Here is a 19,517-nt window from a genome sequence, read left to right as displayed (position 1 = left end):
AGTATAACCAAATAAACAACAAACAAGAAGATGAAGAAAATTGAGTGTGTTATTATGGACTGGGCCGGAACGGCTGTAGACTATGGATGCTTCGCTCCGGTAGCCGCTTTCCTGAAAGCTTTTGCCGAGAAAGGACTGACAGTGACAATGGAAGAAGCACGAGGCCCCATGGGTATGACCAAAATAGACCATATCCGTGAATTATTCAAGTTACCAAGTGTGACGGAGCAATTCAAACAAAACTATAACCGCAACTGGACTGAGGAAGATGTGGTATCCATATACAAAGAATTCGAAAAACACTTGTTCGCCTCCCTGGAAGAATATACGACTCCTATTCCCGGTGTAATCGAAGTAATCGAGAAACTGAAAAGGGACGGCATCAAGATAGGTTCCACCACCGGATATACTACTGCCATGATGAACATTGTGCTGCCCGGTGCCGCCGCCCATGGCTATACCACAGACAACTGTGTGACTTCCAACAATCTTCCGGCAGGACGTCCGCAACCCTACATGATTTACCAGAACATGATTGATCTGGCCATACCTTCCGTTCAAAGCGTAATAAAATACGGGGATACGATAGCCGATATCAAAGAAGGTGTGAATGCCGGTGTATGGACTGTCGGTGTGATTCTGGGCAGCAACGAAATGGGACTCACCCAAGAGGAAACCGGAAAACTGCCTGCAGAAGAGTTGAACAGACGCATGGCAGCAGTCAGAAAACGTATGTATATGGCAGGTGCGCATTATGTAGTAAACACCATTGCCGAACTTCCCGAAATTATTGAAATTATTAACCATAAAATGAATTAAACGATTATGAGACCATACTTACTTTTAACCCCCGGCCCTTTAACCACTTCTGAAAGCGTAAAAACAGCCATGATGACCGACTGGTGCACATGGGATGAAGACTACAATGTTCACATCGTAGAGGAAATACGTAAAGGATTGGTACAACTGGCTACACGAAAAACAGATGAGTACACCAGCATCCTGATGCAGGGAAGCGGTACTTATTGCGTAGAGGCGACCTTGGGAAGTGTGATTACGCCCAAACACAAATTATTGATTCTGAGCAACGGTGCATACGGAGACCGCATGGGAAACATTGCAGAATATCATGAAATGAACTATGATATGCTGGCCTTTGATGAAACAGAACAAGTATCTGTGGAGTATGTGGATGATTATCTGGCACACAATGCAGAAATCACGCATGTGGCAGTGGTACATTGCGAAACTACAACCGGTATCCTGAACCCGTTAAAGGAAATAGCCCACATGGTAAAGATGCATGGTAAAAAGCTGATAGTGGATGCAATGAGCAGCTTTGGCGGCGTGCCGTTGGATGTAGAGGAATTAGGCATCGACTTTATGATCAGCAGTGCCAACAAATGTATTCAGGGAGTTCCCGGCTTTGGTTTCATCATTGCACGTAAATCCGAATTACAATATTGTAAAGGAGTATCAAAGAGTCTTTCTCTGGACATCTACGACCAATGGGATGCGATGGAGAAAGGACATGGAAAATGGCGCTTCACCTCGCCTACACATGTAGTGCGTGCCTTTAAACAAGCCATGGACGAACTGGCAGCCGAAGGCGGTGTGGAAGCCCGGCATGCACGCTACTGCCGTAATCACGATGTACTGGTAGAAGGTATGCGGTCACTGGGATTCAAGACCTTACTGAAAGATGAAGTCCAATCCCCTGTCATCACTTCCTTCCTTTATCCTGACAAGGAGTTCGATTTCAAGGAATTCTATCATCAGTTGAAGGAAAAAGGATTCGTTATCTATCCGGGAAAGATTTCCCAGGCAGATACTTTCCGCATCGGAAACATCGGTGATGTGTTCCCCGAAGATTTCAGCAGATTGATTGAAGCTATCAAGACCGTCGCAAAATAAAAAATAAATCTAGCTTTATGGCTCGGGCGCAGTGATTGCGCCCGAATTTGTTTCTACCCTTCTTCCGTTACAAGATCATTTGGAACCGGAGCTGCACGACACTGAAATTCTTATCACTAATCTCCTTTATATGCTTTCCCGGCATCACCCAGCTATAAGCCAGCTTCATCCCTATATGCTTATTCATGTAATAATTCACGCCCAATGAAAAATCCTTTTGAGCCCCTCCCCACACACCGGCTTCCTCATTATTCATATCAAGGATATTAAATCTTCCACACAGCTCCAATGCCCGCCCCACAGGTCTGCCCGGACAAGCCAATGCTTCATCATACCCATATTGCCTGCCTGTCAACAACCAGGAGCATTGCACATATCCGCCATGTCCTGTATAATTTGTGAAATTCTGTTCACGCTTCACCATAGTCCGTATATACTCCCCTTGCAAAAAGAACCTCTGATGAGCGATCATTAATTCCACCCCTTGTTTCAACTGGTACTTTGCATGATCTACCTTGGCGTAAATAAGATTCCGGTTATCAATAGTGCTCACCCCCGGAGATTTATAAATAAACGTATTCTCGTCTTCATCTCCCGGCAATGCGCTATCCGGAGTACGATACACCACCGCCGCACCTATGTGTAACAATTTTCCCTCTTCGTTTACAGGACGATACACCAAACGACCGTCTATGGCATATCCTTGTGAAATGTTTTTCACATTACCCAGGTCACTGTCTGTAAAGAAGCCTCCGGAAGCATAATAATGTTTTCCATTGTAGGTATAAGAGGTTCCCATCCGTCTGCCATTGGTCAAAGCCAGCACGATTCCCGGTGACTGGTGAAAACGAAGATCGTACGTACTGCATAGCATGTCCAAGGTGAAAGGTTCATAAAATTGTCCCACCTGAATAATATGCTTGCCCGAAGTATAAGCAGCAAAGGCATCCTTTATGGAAACCTTATTCCCTACATACCCCACCTCCATTTTCATGCTCCAATTCTGATAGGTCGCTTTCACCCCCAACCGCAAGTCATTAAACTCCGTACCGTTACCAAACAGGTTGTCATTCTTTAAATAAACGCCACCATCCATAAGCATCCGTCCGGTCAGTTTACACTTCAAATCCCCGGCAACCGGGTGTTGCGCGCGGGCAACTAAAGCAGCAGAGGGAAATAACAGGCACATCAATGCTTTAACATAAGTCATTCTTCCCATTGTATTCTTTTGTTTTTTACTTTATAACAAATGTAAGAGGAATGACCTATACTAAAAATGAATAACCATTAATTTGATGATGAAGTTATTACGCGCAGAAAGCAAGTAATATTCATTTCATATTTATGTAACAGAATTGTAACTTACATTTCCCAATAACGTTCACAAAGATTCAAGTATTCCATCTCAGGCTTGTTGCCGAACACCAATCCGAAGAAAGAAGTCTTCCTCCGCTTAATCACTTTTACCTGTTCCATTAAATTGCGGGATAAAGGCGGCATCTCGAAATCTGAGATCAATACGATATCCGATTCACGGAAATCATTTCCGTTGATGATATGCGCAGCTTCCCGAAGAGCCGGCTCTATATCCGTTCCACCGTCAAAACGTTTATTCAGAAACTCCGCCAACCTGGGCATATCCCGCCCCAAATCTTCAATCAACAACGATACAGCCTCATCCGAGAAATTGATGACATAACATTTCCGATGGGTTTTCTCCGTCAGTTGCGCTATAGCCAGAATAGCCGATTTGGACAAGATCTCTCTGTTTCCCTGCATGGAGCCGGAAGTATCCACACAGATAATATAGGGTCCTTGCCCCGAAACCTTATGCTTGTCATCCTTTACCGGTTCCGTTTCCTTGGACTGGTAATCGAACAGTTGCAATCTCTTTTCGGCATATCGTTCCATAAATACGGCACGCAGCGCATCATCCGCCAGATAGCAATACTCGACGGGCAGCAAACTGTTCAAATCATTTCCCAAAGTCACCCCTGTGATATCACTATGCGGAGAGTGCCTGATCAGCCTCTTTTTATCTACGCCCGACAAAGAATCGTATTTTTGTTGGTCCCGGTGCTTCTTGCCCAGCAGACGCGCCAATTGCCGGATAGCCGGATTGCGCTTCATCACTGTTTCATACGGAAGCATCCTCCGGTACAAATCAGGATAATTATGAAGCAGCCACTCCATGCGCGACCCCAACAGTTTGTTACCCGACTCCTTTCCTTGCTTCCGGATCAACAAATCAAAACCTTCACATAAACTGTTTATATGCATGTACTGATAGTCATACTCTTTGCGGGTAAGCAACTGATGCCATTTATCCAAAAAGAACTCCTTGGTCCGGGCCCCCTCTCCTCTCAGCAGAGAAGCGTTCTCCAGCAAACTGATATAATAGTCAATATTCAGTTCCGCCAGTTCATACCTCTTTTTGAAAGCACCGCGCATCTGCTTCAAGTATTGCAAGAATGCCATATCTGGCAGATGTTCCGAAGAATAGAAAGCCTCCCACTCCGGAGTGTAGCGGGAATAATATTCCTGCAAAGAAGGTGTGGTACGCCGATAGTACATCAACACTTTCTCTTCCAGTTCGCGTTGACGCACCACCCCGTTGCTCACATCCTCCTCGTATGCTTTGAATGTCCTATCTTTCAGTTCCTGAGAATAGATCATCTTCAGATCTCTCAATCTTATATTCCTGGTTCTCTTTTCGGTACGCATCTGCCATTTCGTTCAAATCATTCTTATATCGGTCTATGGTATTCTTCTGGTGGCGAAGCATCCTCTGCATGGAAGCCCGCTGCCTTTCGCTGAGAAACAAATGCTTCTCATAATATTCCGTTTCCGCATCCAGCAGCCCGGACCAATCCTTCTCCACTCTGTCCAACGCTTCGGCCACCGATTTATATTTGGCTCCGAAATCCTCCGGCTCGGGTTCGGGCGGCGGTGGAGGACAATCCTCATAGCACATCAAGTGATATTCATAATTATTGATATAAATGGAACGAAGCCCTTTTTTCAGCGTATATATCTTATTACGCGGAACTTTGGCATGGAGTATGGAATCATATTTCTTCAGAATACAGCAGTTGGCTTTGTACTTGTCCTTATGCAGGTAGAATAATTTACCGGTCTGATCCAGATGTTGATAGTCGGCTGCAAAAATAAGGAGGCGCTCTTTCATCCGGACGCCTTCTACCTGATAATAATAAGTATCGATAACCTGTATGCCCGGATCGTTCACTTCACGCAAACTGTGTTCGGACGATTGTCGGTCTTTCAGTTCTTCAATGTCCTGTTCCAGCCCTTTTATATTCAGCAGATAGCCTTCGGCACTTTTCTGAATGGCAGCATTCACCATCTCCTCTGCCGCCTCCATCTGATCCATCTCACTCCAAAGGCAATAGGACAGCAATGTACAGTCCGAAAGGCGGATAGTGTCCGATCCGTTCAGGAAAGCGGAAGCTTTCAGCAGCTTCACCATTTTCTTCCACCGGCGGTCCGACACATACAGAGGAGACGACACACCCCCCTCATTTTGTATCTGGAGGTTATATTGCTCTATCCGGTCTTTCAAGGCATGAATCACTTCGAAAATAGAGTAATGGATTTTAATGGCAGCCATCTCCTTTTCCCACCGGATGTATTCCTCATCGGTGATCTGCAGTTGCTCGTCCACCACCGGTTCCGTTTCATCCGTAGAGGAAATCATCCGGTCAAATTCTCCCATATCCTCAATGCCTCCCACCAGACAGCGAAGCAGGAAACGGTCCCACAAGGCCTCCAGTCCCTGTCCTTGGGCAGGCAGTTCATTGGAAGCGGCAATCAGCCCTTTCAGAGGAACACGGATGGAAAACTGTCCGTTACGGTATATTTTTTCATTGATAATGGTGAGCAATGCATTCTGAATGGCCGGTCCGGCTTTCCATATCTCGTCCAGGAAAGCAATGGTGGCAGAAGGCAGATAACCATCGACAATACGCTCATACGTATCTTCGTCTTTCAGTTTGGAAATGGAGACAGGGCCGAATATTTCGTCCGGCGTACTGAATCGTGACATCAGATATTCAAATGCGGAAGCGTTGCGGAATGCCAGTTTCAGCCGGCGCCCTACCATACTTTTAGCTACTCCCGGAGGGCCTAAAAGGAAAATGCTTTCCCCTGCCACAGCCGAAAGCAGAGCCAGAGCCACAATATGCTCCTTTTCAAAAACCCTTTCATTCAGTTGTTGTAACAGAGATGCTATACGAGGTTTCAATGTATTCATAAAAATTATCGACTAATGATGATCAACTAGTGGTGCATTAACCACCAACCACTCCTTGTTTCTTATGCAAATATCTGAAAAAAGGATGTATTTCTCATTAGAATGTATTTTTTCTTTTTGCAGAATTGCTGTTTTTTCATGATAGATTGGATAAGTTACAGTGACAAGGTTTATATCTTACACAAGCATGTAGTATTTTCTCCACTAAATTGCCTACCTTTGCAACTTCAACAACAAACAATGATTCCAAATGAAAACAAACTTGCTTTCCTCCGATAAAGACCCGATGGGAACTGCCATCGCCGATTATTTCCACCACAACAAAGCAGATAAGTTACGTGTATTTTCCTCACAGTTCGAGGAAGACGAAATACCCGTGAATCAATTATTCCGCCCTTATGACGAAATGCCGGAACTGGAACAGATTGCCTTACAAATGGCCGAAGGAAATACTCTGGACGTAGGAGCCGGAAGCGGCTGCCATGCACTGGCCTTGCAAGAGATGGGAAAAGAGGTATGCGCCATCGACATTTCCCCCCGTTCTGTAGAAGTAATGGAAAAAAGAGGGGTAAGGAATGTCCGTCAGATGAATCTTTTCGATCCGCATTTTCTAGAAACATTCGATACAATCCTCATGCTGATGAACGGATCGGGCATTATCGGGAAGTTGGAAAATATGGCAGCTTTCTTTCAAAAGATGAAACAACTGCTTCGCCCCGGGGGATGTATCTTGATGGATTCCAGTGATCTCCGTTATCTTTTTGAAGATGAGGACGGGAGTTTCCTGATTGATCTGGCAGGAGATTATTATGGCGAAATAGACTTCCGGATGCAATACAAAAATATAAAAGGAGATTCTTTCGACTGGCTTTATGTCGATTTTCAGACACTCAGCCTGTATGCTGCCGGGAATGGATTCGAGGCGGAGCTTATCAAAGAGGGGGAGCACTATGATTATTTAACCCGCCTTCGATGGAAGGGATGACACTTATAGAAAGATTCCGATAAACTTGTCGCATGATATTCAAATTCTTGGGGCAAGATGCTGCGTATCTTGCCCCAAGAAAAAAAATCAGGCCATTGAACCGCCTACTATATCCAACAGCTCATTGGTAATTGCCTGTTGGCGGCTCTTATTGTACATCACCGTCAGATCCTGCAACAAATCATTCGCATTGTCTGTAGCAATCTGCATAGCCATAGTGCGGGCGGCATGTTCGGAAGCATTCGAATCCAGTAATACCGTGAACATCTTCATACGGAGTACCTTCGGGAGCAATTCCCCCATCACCACATCTACAGACGGTTCCACAATATAATCGGGTATCCTGCCTTTGTCCTCCTCTTTCTTCTCTTGTGTCAAGTCTATCGGAAGATAGGTTTCACGCGTCAGGACCTGTACTGCTGTAGAACGGAAATGGTTGTACAGCAACTCCACCTTGTCTATGTCACGATGCAGAAAGCGCCTCATCAAGTCCTCTGCCAAGGCGGCAGCTTCCTGATAGGAAGGTTTATCCGCCATATGCTGGAAATCGCCTTCGGCCTTGAATCCCAATTTCTTCACACCTTCCGCTACCTTCCGGCCTACCGGGTACAAAAGCACGTTCTCCATACCCAGGGACTTGTATTCATCCAGAATAACCGTCAGATGCCTGATGATATTTGCATTGAACCCGCCACACAGACTGGTATTGGAGGCAAACACGACGATAGCCACACGCTTCACTTCACGTTTCACAATGAAAGGAGACTCCACCTCACTATCCGCACTCAGAAAATTGGTCAGGATGTGATTCAGCCTTCGTTCGTAAGGAAGCATGTTTTCTATGGCAGCCTGCGCCTTATGCAACTTGGCAGAGGCTACCATCTTCATAGCCGAAGTAATTTTCCGCGTATTATTTACTGAGGCTATTCTTCCTTTTACTTCTTTCAGTGATGCCATGACTATTCGTTCACTTTAAATGGTTGAGCCGTATCAGCTGCTACTTTCTCTATAATTGCAGTTACATCATCATTTATCACACCGCTTGACAATACATCAAGCACATCTTTCTGATGGTCGGCACGCATCATTTCCAGGAATGATTTCTGGAAATCCTGCACCTTATGCAAGGGTACATCACGCAGCAAACTATGTGTACCACAATAAAGGATGGCTATTTGTTCTCCGACAGGCATCGGACTGTACTGCGGCTGTATCAGCAACTGGTTGTTCTTACGTCCCCGGTCGATAGCCATTGCCGTTACAGGATCCATATCACTGCTGAACTTGGAGAAAGCCTCCAGTTCGCGATATTGTGCCTGATCGATCTTCAATGTACCTGCCACCTTCTTCATGCTCTTGATCTGGGCACTACCTCCCACACGGGATACGGAAATACCCACATTGATAGCCGGACGGAAACCCTGGTTGAACAAATCGGTTTCAAGGAATATCTGACCGTCTGTAATGGAAATGACATTGGTTGGAATATACGCGGAAACATCACCTGCCTGTGTTTCGATAATAGGCAATGCAGTCAGTGAACCACCTGCCTTTACCTTGCCTTTCAAACTGGGTGGAAGGTCATTCATCTGTTCGGCCACTTCCTGCTGGTTGATAATCTTCGCCGCACGTTCCAACAATCGTGAATGCAGATAGAAGATATCACCCGGATATGCCTCACGACCGGAGGGACGACGCAGAATCAAGGATACTTCACGATAGGCTACGGCTTGCTTTGACAAGTCATCATACACTACCAAGGCATCCCGGCCGGTGTCACGGAAATACTCTCCGATAGCCGCTCCGGCAAACGGAGCAAAATACTGCAATGCAGCCGGATCGGCAGCAGTGGCAGCTACCACTATGGTATAATCCATCGCACCGCGTTCACGCAGCGTATTCACCAGACTGGCTACAGTGGAACCCTTCTGACCAATAGCTACATAAATGCAATATACAGGTTTTCCCGCTTCATAGTTGGATTTCTGATTCAAAATCGTATCTATAGCGATAGAGGTTTTTCCGGTCTGACGGTCCCCGATAATCAACTCACGTTGTCCACGCCCGATAGGAATCATGGCATCCACAGACTTCAGCCCTGTCTGCAAAGGCTGGTTCACAGGCTGACGGAAGATCACTCCGGGAGCTTTACGCTCCAAAGGCATTTCGCACAGTTCCCCGCCAATCTGTCCGCGGCCATCCAATGGTACGCCTAACGGATCGATGACACGCCCTAACATACCTTCGCCCACATTAATAGAAGCAATGCGTTTGGTACGTTTCACCACCATTCCTTCCTTAATCTGATCAGTAGGACCTAGCAATACCGCACCTACATTGTCCTCCTCCAGGTTCATCACGATAGCCATGATACCGTTTTCAAACTCCAGCAACTCATTGGCTTCCGCGTTGCGCAGACCGTAAATACGTGCTACGCCATCGCTCACTTGCAGCACATTCCCCACCTCGTCAAATTGCAGGTGGGTGTCGATGCCTTTCAGCTGCTGAAGTAAAACTTCGGATACTTCGCTGGGTTTTATATTTTCAGACATAATCTTTTTACATTAAAAATTGAAAATTAAAAATTAAAGCCCGACCAGGTATTAACCTTAAATTAAAAACCAAAAGATACAAACTGATATACTTTTACTTTCTAACTTATAATTTTTAATTTTATACTATTCTTCTATTTTTAGCTATAAACTGTTGCTTTACCCGTTTTATCTGGTTAGCTACGCTCGCATCCAATCTGTAAGTTCCGATTTCAAAGATAAAACCACCTTCCAGTTTCGGATCTATTTTGGTTTTGAACTCTACAGTTCCATGAGTTTTCTCTACGACCAATGCCCGTATGCGGTTGACTACCTCTTCCGCTACCGGACAAACAGTCGTGATTTTACCGACGCTGATATTCTTCTGTTTCCGATAAAGGTCAATGTATGACATAATCATAAACTGCAAGAATTTCTCTCTTCTTTCCTCCAGTACCAATTCCACAAAGCGTTTCAATTCTTCGCTCACCTTACCTCCTCCGGCGGCTTCGCAAATCAGTTTCAACTTTGTTTCAGCAGGCAATACAGGATTATCCAATGCCTGTCGAAGTTCGGGGATTCTCGAGAAACTATCTGCCAATATTCCGGCTTCCTCATAAACAGTATCCTCTGTCCCCTTTTCGTCGGCATAGGCCAGCAAAGCCTTAGCATAACGCATTGAAATGACTCCTATATACATAACAATCAGTCTTTAGAAACAGTTAATTCATCCAGCAAACGGTCAATCATTTCCATTTGTTCTTTCTCATCATCGAGGTTCTTGCGCAAAACCTTCTCAGCAATGTCGACAGACAGTACAGCTACTTGGCGGCGGATGTCGCTGATAGCGCTGTCTTTTTCTGCCTGAATCTGCTTTTTCGCTTCATCCAGCAGTTTCTGTCCTTCAACCTGAGCCTGTGTTTTGGCTTCCTTCAGAATACGTTCGCGGGTTGCGACCGCTTCATTCAGGATGCGCGCCTGCTCCTCGTGAGCCTTAGCCAATATCATTTCACTGTCTGCTTTAATATTAGCCAATTGCTCATTGGCTTCACGTGCAGCAAGCAGTGACTTGTCTATATATTGTTTTCGCTCATCCACCATTCTGGTGATCACCGGAAAACCGTATTTTGCCAGAATGACAAAAACGATACCGAAAACGATGACCATCCAGAATAACAGACCGCTATCAGGTGTTAATAATGACATGCTAAATTAATTATAAGAACAAAGTTAATAAACAAACAATAATGGCGATCAGGGCCACACCTTCTACCAACGCGGCGATAATAATCATATTCATACGGATATCTCCTGCCGCCTCCGGCTGACGGGCAATTGCCTCCATGGCAGAACCACCGATTTTACCGATACCGATACCTGCACCGATTACTGCAATAGCTGCTCCAAGTGCAGCACCTAATTTCCCTAAACCTGCCGCAGCAGCGGACTGTAATAAAACTGCTAGTAACATAATAGTTTGTTTTTTGAATTAATTATTTAATTTATTTCATTTCTTTTTCTTCACGCATCTCTTCTGTACGGGACAACCCGATAAAGACCGCGGACAACATGGTAAATACGTATGCTTGAATAAATGCGACCAATAATTCCAGCGCAGTCATAAAGATTCCGAATGCCACAGCAACAAATCCCATGGAACCATTGATCAGAGGTCCCATATTCGCCGTAATAAAAATGATGGATATCAAACTGAGAATAGCAGCATGACCGGCCATCATATTGGCAAACAAACGGATCATCAATGCAAATGGCTTCGTAAAGATTCCGAAAATCTCAATAATCGGCATCATCGGGAACGGAGCCTTCAACCACCAAGGAACATCAGGCCATAGAATCTCTTTCCAATATTCCTTGTTCCCCCATAGATTCACAGCCAGGAACGTACAGATAGCCAGCACAAAGGTAACGGCAATATTACCTGTAATATTCGCACCGCCGGGGAAGAAAGGAATCAATCCCATCAGATTATTGATCAGGATAAAGAAGAAAGCCGTCAGCAGATAAGGTGCATAACGCTTATAATCCTTACCGATACAACCCTTTATCACATCATCATTGATTGCCAGGATACAAGCTTCCATCATGCCCACCATTCCTTTAGGAGCTTCCTTTTCTACTGGATGTTTTTTGTACCAACGGGCACAACTCAACACTAGAATCACCAGAATGGCACTATTGACAAACAATCCGGTAACATTCTTTGTAATAGAGATATCCAAAGGTTTTACTTCGTTACCGCTAGCATCCTTTTCCACTATCTTACCTTTATATTCACCGTCTTTAGCAATGTACAGTCCTTCATACTCTCCGTTTCCTTCCTCAAACCTAGAAGAAAGAAAAACGTGCCATCCTGTACTGCTTTTTACGATTACCGGCAGTGGTATAGCTATAGGTGTATCTCCTATGTCAGTGATATGCCATTCATACGAATCACCTATATGTCCGAAAACGATTTCATTTACGTCTACCTGCTGCTCTTTATAGTCAGTATCCGACTCTTCCCGGGCATTGGCTCCTTGCAGAAAAGCGATCAGCAACATTAAAACCGTTCCTATATATCGTAAACTTCTCATATTACTTATACTTGTACCTATTACTTTTATGTTTTATCTCAAAATGAAAAAAGAAGCGGGTTTCAAAAATCAGAAAGATAATATAGAATACCATGTAAGTTCCTATAAATGACAGTACTTGATGTGCCACCGCCACTGCATAGACGGACATAATCAAGATGCTCAACATCATCTTCGTCACTTTCGCCACCAAGTAAACCGCCACCATTTTTTGCGGACTTACCCGATAACAGCATCCGAACATAAATATGTAAAAGAGGCCGAAAAGATAAAAAAATATCGGTATGGAGGGATACCAGGCAAAATAATACCTAGGCAACAAGGTGTGAAATACCAAGGCTCCTCCCCAACTCAATACAACCATTAATATGGTCAACGATATGATAAATTTTCTCTTTACGGCTAACAAAAACATAATTATGTATTAGATTTCCACACAGGCCGAAACTATATTGTCCCTCACCTCAACGAACCCACTCGATATTCCAATTGATTTCTCCAATTCGTCCTCCGTGTATTTTATCTCGCCTTTTATCAGTGATGATATCAGCGGAGCATGATCATACAGGACAGAAAAAGAGCCTAATTCCCCCGGTAGTGTCACTATTTCCACTTTGCCGTCAAACAAAGTACTTTCCGGAGAAACCACTATCAAATGAAGATCTTCATGATGTTCCATACTTACTTTTATTTCTTATGGCTGGCAGCATCCAGCAACTTCTTTCCCTTTTCTATTGCTTCCTCTATCGTTCCTACATTCAGGAATGCCTGTTCCGGCAAGTAATCCACCTCACCGTCCAAAATCATCTTGAATCCTTTTATCGTATCTTCGATAGAAACCATGACACCCGGCACACCTGTAAACTGTTCGGCTACGGCAAACGGTTGTGAAAGGAACCGCTGCACCCGACGCGCACGGTTTACAGTCTGACGATCTTCATCACTCAATTCGTCCATACCCAAAATAGAAATGATATCTTGCAACTCCTTGTTGCGCTGCAATATCTGCTTCACACGCTGAGCCACATCATAGTGCTCCTGCCCTACAATCAGCGGATCAAGAATACGTGAGGTTGATTCCAACGGATCTACAGCCGGATAAATACCCAGTTCGGTAATTTTACGGCTCAATACGGTCGTTGCATCCAAGTGAGTAAATGTAGTAGCGGGCGCAGGGTCTGTCAAGTCATCAGCAGGTACATACACAGCCTGTACCGAGGTGATAGAACCATTCTTGGTAGAAGTGATACGTTCCTGCATCTGTCCCATTTCCGTTGCCAATGTCGGTTGGTACCCCACGGCTGACGGCATACGGCCCAACAAAGCCGAAACCTCGGAACCTGCCTGAGTGAAACGGAATATATTGTCGATAAAGAACAAAATGTCACGTGGTCCGTTGCTGTCACCGTTTTTGCGGTCACGGAAAGATTCGGCAACGGTCAGCCCCGAAAGGGCAATGGAAGAACGCGCGCCGGGAGGCTCGTTCATCTGTCCGTACACCAATGTGGCCTGTGACTTTTCAACTTCATTATAATCTACTTTGGAAAGATCCCAATGACCTTCTTCCATGCTTTTCTTAAATTCTTCTCCGTAGCGGATTACACCAGATTCAATCATTTCACGCAACAGGTCGTTGCCTTCACGTGTACGTTCACCGACTCCGGCAAAAACAGAAAAGCCGTTATGTTTCTTGGCAATGTTGTTAATCAGCTCCATAATAAGCACAGTCTTGCCTACACCGGCCCCCCCAAACAATCCGATTTTACCACCCTTTGAATAAGGTTCCAGCAAATCAATAACCTTGATACCTGTGAAGAGCACTTCCTGCACAGTAGACAATTCATCAAACTTAGGGGGCTCACGGTGAATGGGAAACGCCCCTTCCTTACTCAACGGGCGCATACCGTCCACAGCCTCACCTACTACGTTCATCAACCGGCCTTTAATCTGATTACCAACCGGCATAGTAATAGGATGTCCTGTCGGAATTACTTCCATACCACGTTGCAAACCGTCCGTACTATCCATAGCTACAGTACGCACTGTGTCTTCACCAATGTGTTGTTGAACTTCCACGACTAGAATTCTGCCGTCATTGCGTTTGATAGTCAATGCATCATGAATGCTTGGAAGAAGCAGATCGGTGTCGATGCCTTTGCCCTCAAAATACACATCGACTACCGGTCCGATAACTTGTGAAATATGTCCAATAATCTGTGACATAAGCTTCTATTTACTTTTATTTGATAATTTACCTTTTCTATATTAACAAATATCGCAGGCTTTTTGTTTACCTACCTTTTGCTTTATATGCGCAGCAAAGGTAAAGATTATCTCAGTAGATTGAACTTAAGCTAACATTTTTTACACATCAATACGACATTATTCCACCAAAAGAAGAAAAAAAGAACATTTCCGCTACTTTTTGTGCATTCCTTCACGAGATAACTGTTTACTTAAATTAGCAATTCCCAAAGCAACCACTGCTGTTACCGTAGCTGCATGCTCTTGGTATTCTGGTATATTCTTCGTATAAAGATCACGTTCCGTATGCCATATTTCCCCATAAGAGAAATTATATCCTTTTATGTCTTGTGTATTGAAACCAAAAGTAGGCACTCCTTCCACTGCAAAAACACTGGCATCCGTACCGCCGCTTTGAGTAGGACGTTTAAAGGGTTTCGCAACCTTTACCTCAAACGGATAATCCGCACGGATCTCTTTCACAGGCTTGCACACTTCCACAAAATCATCATACATAGCCTGAGGAACGGAGATTCCCACCGGTGGAGTCGGCCCTCCGTCCCGGTTGAACAGATTGGCAATCTTTCCCAATTCTTTTGCATGAGTCTTGACATATGCTTTTGCACCCAATAATCCAAATTCCTCTCCAGCAAAAGCCACAAACAGTATAGTACGTTTAGGTTTTGCACCGGAAAGTGCAATCATACGGGCAGCCTCCATCATAGGACCAATGCCTGTGCCACAGTCTATACCACCGGTTGCCACATCATAAGAATCAAGATGTCCGCTTATAATAACATATTCATCCGGATATTTAGTGCCCTTAATGGATGCTACGACATTATGATATTTCACAGGACCTAGTTTGAAATGATTACGAATATCAAATTCCAGCCAAAAGTTCCGTCGTTCTTTCACCATCTGTTTAATAATCTTGTATTGATGTTCATCCAACTTGATATCACAGACTTCGGGCAAATTATCAAACGTAGTATGGGGATCATTCAATAAAGCACGATCATACAAAGCACGTAAAGGTACAGGTGCCGACTGAATAAAGCCAAGTGCTCCTGCCTCACACATCTCTTTATAAAATAGTCCCGGCATTTCACGCAAAGGCTTCATGGCATGTTTGGTTCCTTTGCTCCAATTCTCTTCCATCAAGGCAGCATTCTGCTTTTCTATTTCTATATTTTCAGCTTTGATAGCAGCTCTCAACGAATCTCCTTTAGCAGAACGGTCAACAGGCCAACCTACATTTTCACCTGAGATCAACACCCAAGCGCCTTTCAACTGATGTTTCATGCGGTCCAGCTCTTCTTGAGTACGGGGCTCTATCAAAACATGCCCGCGTTGCAGACCTTTAGTACCTGAAGTGTAGGATGGAGTGACAAAATGCAGATCCATTGCCTGATCTCCCCCGATTAAACGTCCGAACCATGGACCACGGTTAAAACCTACCGGCAGTTCTCCAGCTTCTTCCAAGCGTACATCAATACCCCATCGTTTATATTCACGCATCATCCACTCGGCTGCATTCTCATACGCATCCGAGCCTATAACTCTTCCCCCAAAACGATTGGTGAGAATATCCAACTGATGCATCACCCGGTTATCTGTTTGGCCCGTTTCAATGATTTTCTTTACGGCGGCAGGTTGGGCAAAAGTAGTCCCTGCATACAAAGAAGCAGCTATAACAGCTGCCATGCACATTTTGTTCATCATGGTATTTCTGTTTGTTAGTTGTTAACGATTACAAATATATAGCAAATTTTGGAACTTCAACTATTAATTTCCAACAATTTATCAGGATAAACCGAATATTTTTGAAGTCGTACAATACAAACAGTATTAAAATGAAAGTTTATTCAACTTTCATTTCTTTCTCAAGGCTTTTGGCATACAGATTGTCAATGATACCATCAGACAGTCCAATGACCGGAACATAAATATATTCTGCATGCACTACTTCTGCAATTTTCAGAAAAATTTCCGCAGCAGGCACAATTACATCGGCACGGTCTTGCTTTAGACTGAATGCCTCTACCCTTTCCTCCGGAGTCAGCGGTTTCAACACATCATAGACTGTTTGCAACGAACTGACCGGCAAACGTTGCAACTTCTTATCCTTCTTATCTGCCAGGCGGAACAACTTATTAATATTCCCACCCGATCCGATGATATTGATCGCGGCAACACCTTCCGTCACTTTCATAAGCTCTTCTTCCATTTGCTGCCAAGTTCCTTCTTTAACAGCATTACTTAGCATACGCACCGTACCGATGTTGTAAGACACCGACCATACCAACTCACCGTTAGTCAACAGATTAATCTCTGTACTGCCACCACCCACATCCACATACATATAATTACCCAGACGGTCTTCCATACACTCTATATGATTATTATAAATCATTCGAGCCTCTTCCTGACCATCAATTATCTCAATGCGGATACCTGTATCCTTTTCGATTTTCTTGATTATCGTCCTCCCGTTACGCGCGTCCCGCATAGCCGAAGTAGCACATGCCCTGTAATCATCCACATCATAAATTTTCATCAACTGACGGAAAGCCTTCATCAAACGTCTCAGCTTATCCGCTTTCTTCTCGGACAATTCACCTATGGAGAAAACATCGAACCCTAGTCGTAGGGGTACGCGAAGCATCATCACTTTTTTAATTTTTTTCTCCTGCACAGCCTCCCTGTCAATGCTTTTTATCAAAAGGCGCACAGCGTTAGAACCAATATCAATAGCAGCATAATTCACTTTTCCCATCTTAATCCTTTATTCTGTTTTCATTTAAATAATATTTGTATAATTCCTCCTGCGAACGGAAAGCTGTCTTATCTTCCGATATCCAAGGACGATTCTCTCCTGTTCCGTCCACCACCCGTCCTTGCAGAGTATCTTTCAAACCATATTCCACTACCCGCTTCAAGTCTGCCTTTATTTCCGGATCGTAAACGGGAGCAATCACTTCCACCCTGTTATCCAAATTGCGCGGCATCCAGTCAGCCGAACCAATGAACATTTTCTCATCACCACCATTGGCAAAAATAAAAATACGCGAATGTTCCAGATAACGGTCTATGATGCCATTGATACGAATTGTATCACTCACTCCCGGCACTCCCGTAATCAGTGAACAATTACCACGAACCAGCAAGTCTATCCGAACACCATGCGAAGATGCTTCATACAGTTTCTTCACCATTACCGGATCAGTAATATGATTAATCTTTATCAAAATGTAAGCAGGTTTTCCGGCCTGCTTGTTCTTAATTTCTTCATTAATAAGACGGCTAAATTTTTGCTTCATCTCATTAGGAGATACCAACAGTTCTTTGAAGCGAACGGGAGAATAAGGGCGTTCTATAAAATCAAAGACCAAACTCACGTCACGCGTCACATTCTTAGCAGCCGTCATCAACATATAATCAGTGTACATACGGGCGTTACCTTCATGAAAGTTTCCTGTACTGATACAAGCTATATCCGCACCTGTTTTCATGGATATATAGGTAATCTTAGAGTGTACCTTCAGTCCCTCCACCCCAAATATCACACGGATACCGGCATCCTGCATTTTCTTTGACCAATCTATATTGGAAGCCTCGTCAAAACGTGCCAGCAATTCAATAACTACTGTTACTTTCTTTCCATTGCGTGCCGCATTAATCAATGCTTTTACCACTTTCGAATCTTTAGCCAAACGATAGAGGGTTGTCTTGATACTTTTTACTTCTTTATTAATCGCCGCTTCCTGCAATATACGGATATAAGAATCGAAACTATGATAAGGCACATGAATAAAACGATCTTTCCTACGAATCAGCTCCAACATACCAACGTTACCCGAAAGCTCATTTTTCAAAACAGGAGTCCATTCAGGGTATTTCAAATCTTTCCGGCCACAGTCTGGAAAACGCATCAGGTCCTTATGGTTATGATATTTTCCACCGCCCAATACTGTATCCAACTTATCCAGATTCAACTTGTTCATGACACGTTTTAAAAGATCTTTAGGCATACTGGCATCATAAATAACCCGTAAAGGCTCACCTCGTTTGCGACTCTTTACTCCTTTAGAAATTTTCTGCATCATTCCGTTACGCAGATCATTGTCTATCTCCATCTCCGCATCTTTGGTAAACTTGAAAGCATACGCTTCAAAATGTTTATAGTTCATACCATGAAATATCAATGGTAAACAATAGCGTACCACATCATCCAAATACATCAGGTAATTTTTACCATCCTTATCCGGCAGACGGATAAAACGCCCTGCCTGTGCTACAGGCAGCTCTATAATTGCATATTCTCCAACTTTATGTCCTTCTTTCCTCATCTTTACAGCCAAAAAGATATTTTCATCCGCTTCGTTACCCAGTTGTTTTACTGATTTCAGCCAGACAGGACTAATAAACCCATTCAGCCGTTGTTGATAAAAAGAATCGACAAATAACTGTTGTTCCTCATCCAGTTGTACATGATTGACTAAACAAATATTTTCTTTCTCCAATTCTGCCGTTACCTGCTTGATCGCACCTTCATATTCTTTAGAGTACCTGTTGTTCAGTTTATTTATCTGTCTAATCAGTTTCAATGCTTCTTCCCGTTCAGAATGCGCCGCTTTATCTTCGCACTCGGCCACCCGGCTTTGAGTAGCTACACGTACTCTGAAAAATTCATCCAAATTATTAGAGTAAATTCCTAAAAAGCTCAACCGTTCCAGTATAGGAACACGTTCTTTCATGGCTTCCTGCAAAATGCGACGATTAAAATACATCCAACTGATATCTCTCGGCAGATAATATTTATCTTCCTTTTTCTTCTTCTCCATACGGTTTTAATATTTTTAGCAAAAATACGTCATACACATTACAATAACATGTCAATATAACTACAAATCAATAACAATAAAAAAGTCACAGCCGACGCATACAGCCATGACTTAAAGAGAGTTTTTATAAGA

Annotated in this window: 17 protein-coding genes; 3 read left to right on the top strand and 14 right to left on the bottom strand. The window is 43.8% G+C overall.

What is annotated here, in order from left to right; translation table 11 throughout:
• Positions 1 to 30: 30 nt before the first annotated feature.
• A complete protein-coding gene (gene phnX, locus BVU_RS15160) occupies positions 31 to 819 on the top strand; it encodes a phosphonoacetaldehyde hydrolase (RefSeq protein ID WP_012055511.1) in 789 nt (262 codons plus the stop codon).
• Between the two features lie 6 nt (positions 820 to 825).
• A complete protein-coding gene (locus tag BVU_RS15155) occupies positions 826 to 1,914 on the top strand; it encodes a 2-aminoethylphosphonate--pyruvate transaminase (protein ID WP_012055510.1) in 1,089 nt (362 codons plus the stop codon).
• Between the two features lie 67 nt (positions 1,915 to 1,981).
• Here BVU_RS15155 and BVU_RS15150 read toward each other — a convergent pair whose 3' ends face one another.
• The 3 genes from BVU_RS15150 to BVU_RS15140 form a co-directional block, all read right to left on the bottom strand.
• Positions 1,982 to 3,133: an OprO/OprP family phosphate-selective porin gene (locus tag BVU_RS15150; RefSeq protein ID WP_012055509.1), complete on the bottom strand. Its 1,152-nt coding sequence runs from the start codon at positions 3,131 to 3,133 to the stop codon at positions 1,982 to 1,984.
• Between the two features lie 143 nt (positions 3,134 to 3,276).
• Positions 3,277 to 4,590 carry a vWA domain-containing protein gene (locus BVU_RS15145; protein ID WP_049764444.1) on the bottom strand — a complete coding sequence of 438 codons (1,314 nt, stop codon included), beginning with the start codon at positions 4,588 to 4,590 and terminating at the stop codon, positions 3,277 to 3,279.
• A complete protein-coding gene (locus BVU_RS15140) occupies positions 4,562 to 6,184 on the bottom strand; it encodes an AAA family ATPase (protein ID WP_012055507.1) in 1,623 nt (540 codons plus the stop codon). The genes BVU_RS15145 and BVU_RS15140 overlap by 29 nt, the downstream gene beginning before the upstream one ends.
• Before the next feature lie 250 nt (positions 6,185 to 6,434).
• Between BVU_RS15140 and BVU_RS15135 the strand changes: the two genes are divergently transcribed.
• Positions 6,435 to 7,169 (top strand): class I SAM-dependent methyltransferase, encoded by a 735-nt coding sequence (locus BVU_RS15135; RefSeq protein WP_012055506.1) that lies wholly within the window; start codon positions 6,435 to 6,437, stop codon positions 7,167 to 7,169.
• A gap of 87 nt (positions 7,170 to 7,256) precedes the next feature.
• On the opposite strand, the gene BVU_RS15130 is transcribed toward BVU_RS15135, so the two are convergent.
• From BVU_RS15130 to BVU_RS15075, 11 genes are all read right to left on the bottom strand, one after another.
• Complete coding sequence (locus BVU_RS15130) at positions 7,257 to 8,126, bottom strand: F0F1 ATP synthase subunit gamma (RefSeq protein WP_005846837.1); 870 nt, start codon at positions 8,124 to 8,126, stop codon at positions 7,257 to 7,259.
• Between the two features lie 2 nt (positions 8,127 to 8,128).
• On the bottom strand, positions 8,129 to 9,721 hold the full coding sequence (atpA, locus tag BVU_RS15125; protein ID WP_005846835.1) for a F0F1 ATP synthase subunit alpha: 1,593 nt from the start codon (positions 9,719 to 9,721) through the stop codon (positions 8,129 to 8,131).
• Positions 9,722 to 9,842: 121 nt separating this feature from the next.
• Positions 9,843 to 10,400, bottom strand: a complete 558-nt coding sequence (locus BVU_RS15120; protein WP_005846833.1) for a F0F1 ATP synthase subunit delta — start codon at positions 10,398 to 10,400, stop codon at positions 9,843 to 9,845.
• Between the two features lie 5 nt (positions 10,401 to 10,405).
• Positions 10,406 to 10,906, bottom strand: a complete 501-nt coding sequence (gene atpF / locus BVU_RS15115) for a F0F1 ATP synthase subunit B (RefSeq protein WP_005846830.1) — start codon at positions 10,904 to 10,906, stop codon at positions 10,406 to 10,408.
• 10 nt (positions 10,907 to 10,916) lie between these two features.
• Positions 10,917 to 11,171, bottom strand: coding sequence for an ATP synthase F0 subunit C (atpE, locus tag BVU_RS15110; RefSeq protein ID WP_005846828.1), 255 nt, complete (start codon positions 11,169 to 11,171; stop codon positions 10,917 to 10,919).
• Positions 11,172 to 11,202: 31 nt separating this feature from the next.
• Complete coding sequence (gene atpB, locus BVU_RS15105) at positions 11,203 to 12,294, bottom strand: F0F1 ATP synthase subunit A (RefSeq protein WP_012055505.1); 1,092 nt, start codon at positions 12,292 to 12,294, stop codon at positions 11,203 to 11,205.
• Positions 12,295 to 12,718: 424 nt separating this feature from the next.
• On the bottom strand, positions 12,719 to 12,973 hold the full coding sequence (locus BVU_RS15095) for a F0F1 ATP synthase subunit epsilon (RefSeq protein ID WP_005846822.1): 255 nt from the start codon (positions 12,971 to 12,973) through the stop codon (positions 12,719 to 12,721).
• Positions 12,974 to 12,981: 8 nt separating this feature from the next.
• A complete protein-coding gene (gene atpD / locus BVU_RS15090) occupies positions 12,982 to 14,517 on the bottom strand; it encodes a F0F1 ATP synthase subunit beta (protein ID WP_005846820.1) in 1,536 nt (511 codons plus the stop codon).
• Between the two features lie 195 nt (positions 14,518 to 14,712).
• Positions 14,713 to 16,260 carry a M28 family peptidase gene (locus tag BVU_RS15085; RefSeq protein WP_022509051.1) on the bottom strand — a complete coding sequence of 516 codons (1,548 nt, stop codon included), beginning with the start codon at positions 16,258 to 16,260 and terminating at the stop codon, positions 14,713 to 14,715.
• Between the two features lie 142 nt (positions 16,261 to 16,402).
• Complete coding sequence (locus BVU_RS15080; protein WP_011965850.1) at positions 16,403 to 17,317, bottom strand: exopolyphosphatase; 915 nt, start codon at positions 17,315 to 17,317, stop codon at positions 16,403 to 16,405.
• Position 17,318: 1 nt separating this feature from the next.
• Positions 17,319 to 19,385 (bottom strand): RNA degradosome polyphosphate kinase, encoded by a 2,067-nt coding sequence (locus BVU_RS15075; RefSeq protein ID WP_005846813.1) that lies wholly within the window; start codon positions 19,383 to 19,385, stop codon positions 17,319 to 17,321.
• Positions 19,386 to 19,517 lie beyond the last annotated feature (132 nt).

Origin of the sequence: Phocaeicola vulgatus ATCC 8482, from assembly GCF_000012825.1 — a bacterium.
Taxonomy (GTDB): Bacteria; Bacteroidota; Bacteroidia; order Bacteroidales; family Bacteroidaceae; genus Phocaeicola; species Phocaeicola vulgatus.
The sequence above is the reverse complement of the archived record's forward strand: the minus strand, read 5'-3'. Positions and strand labels throughout refer to the sequence as shown.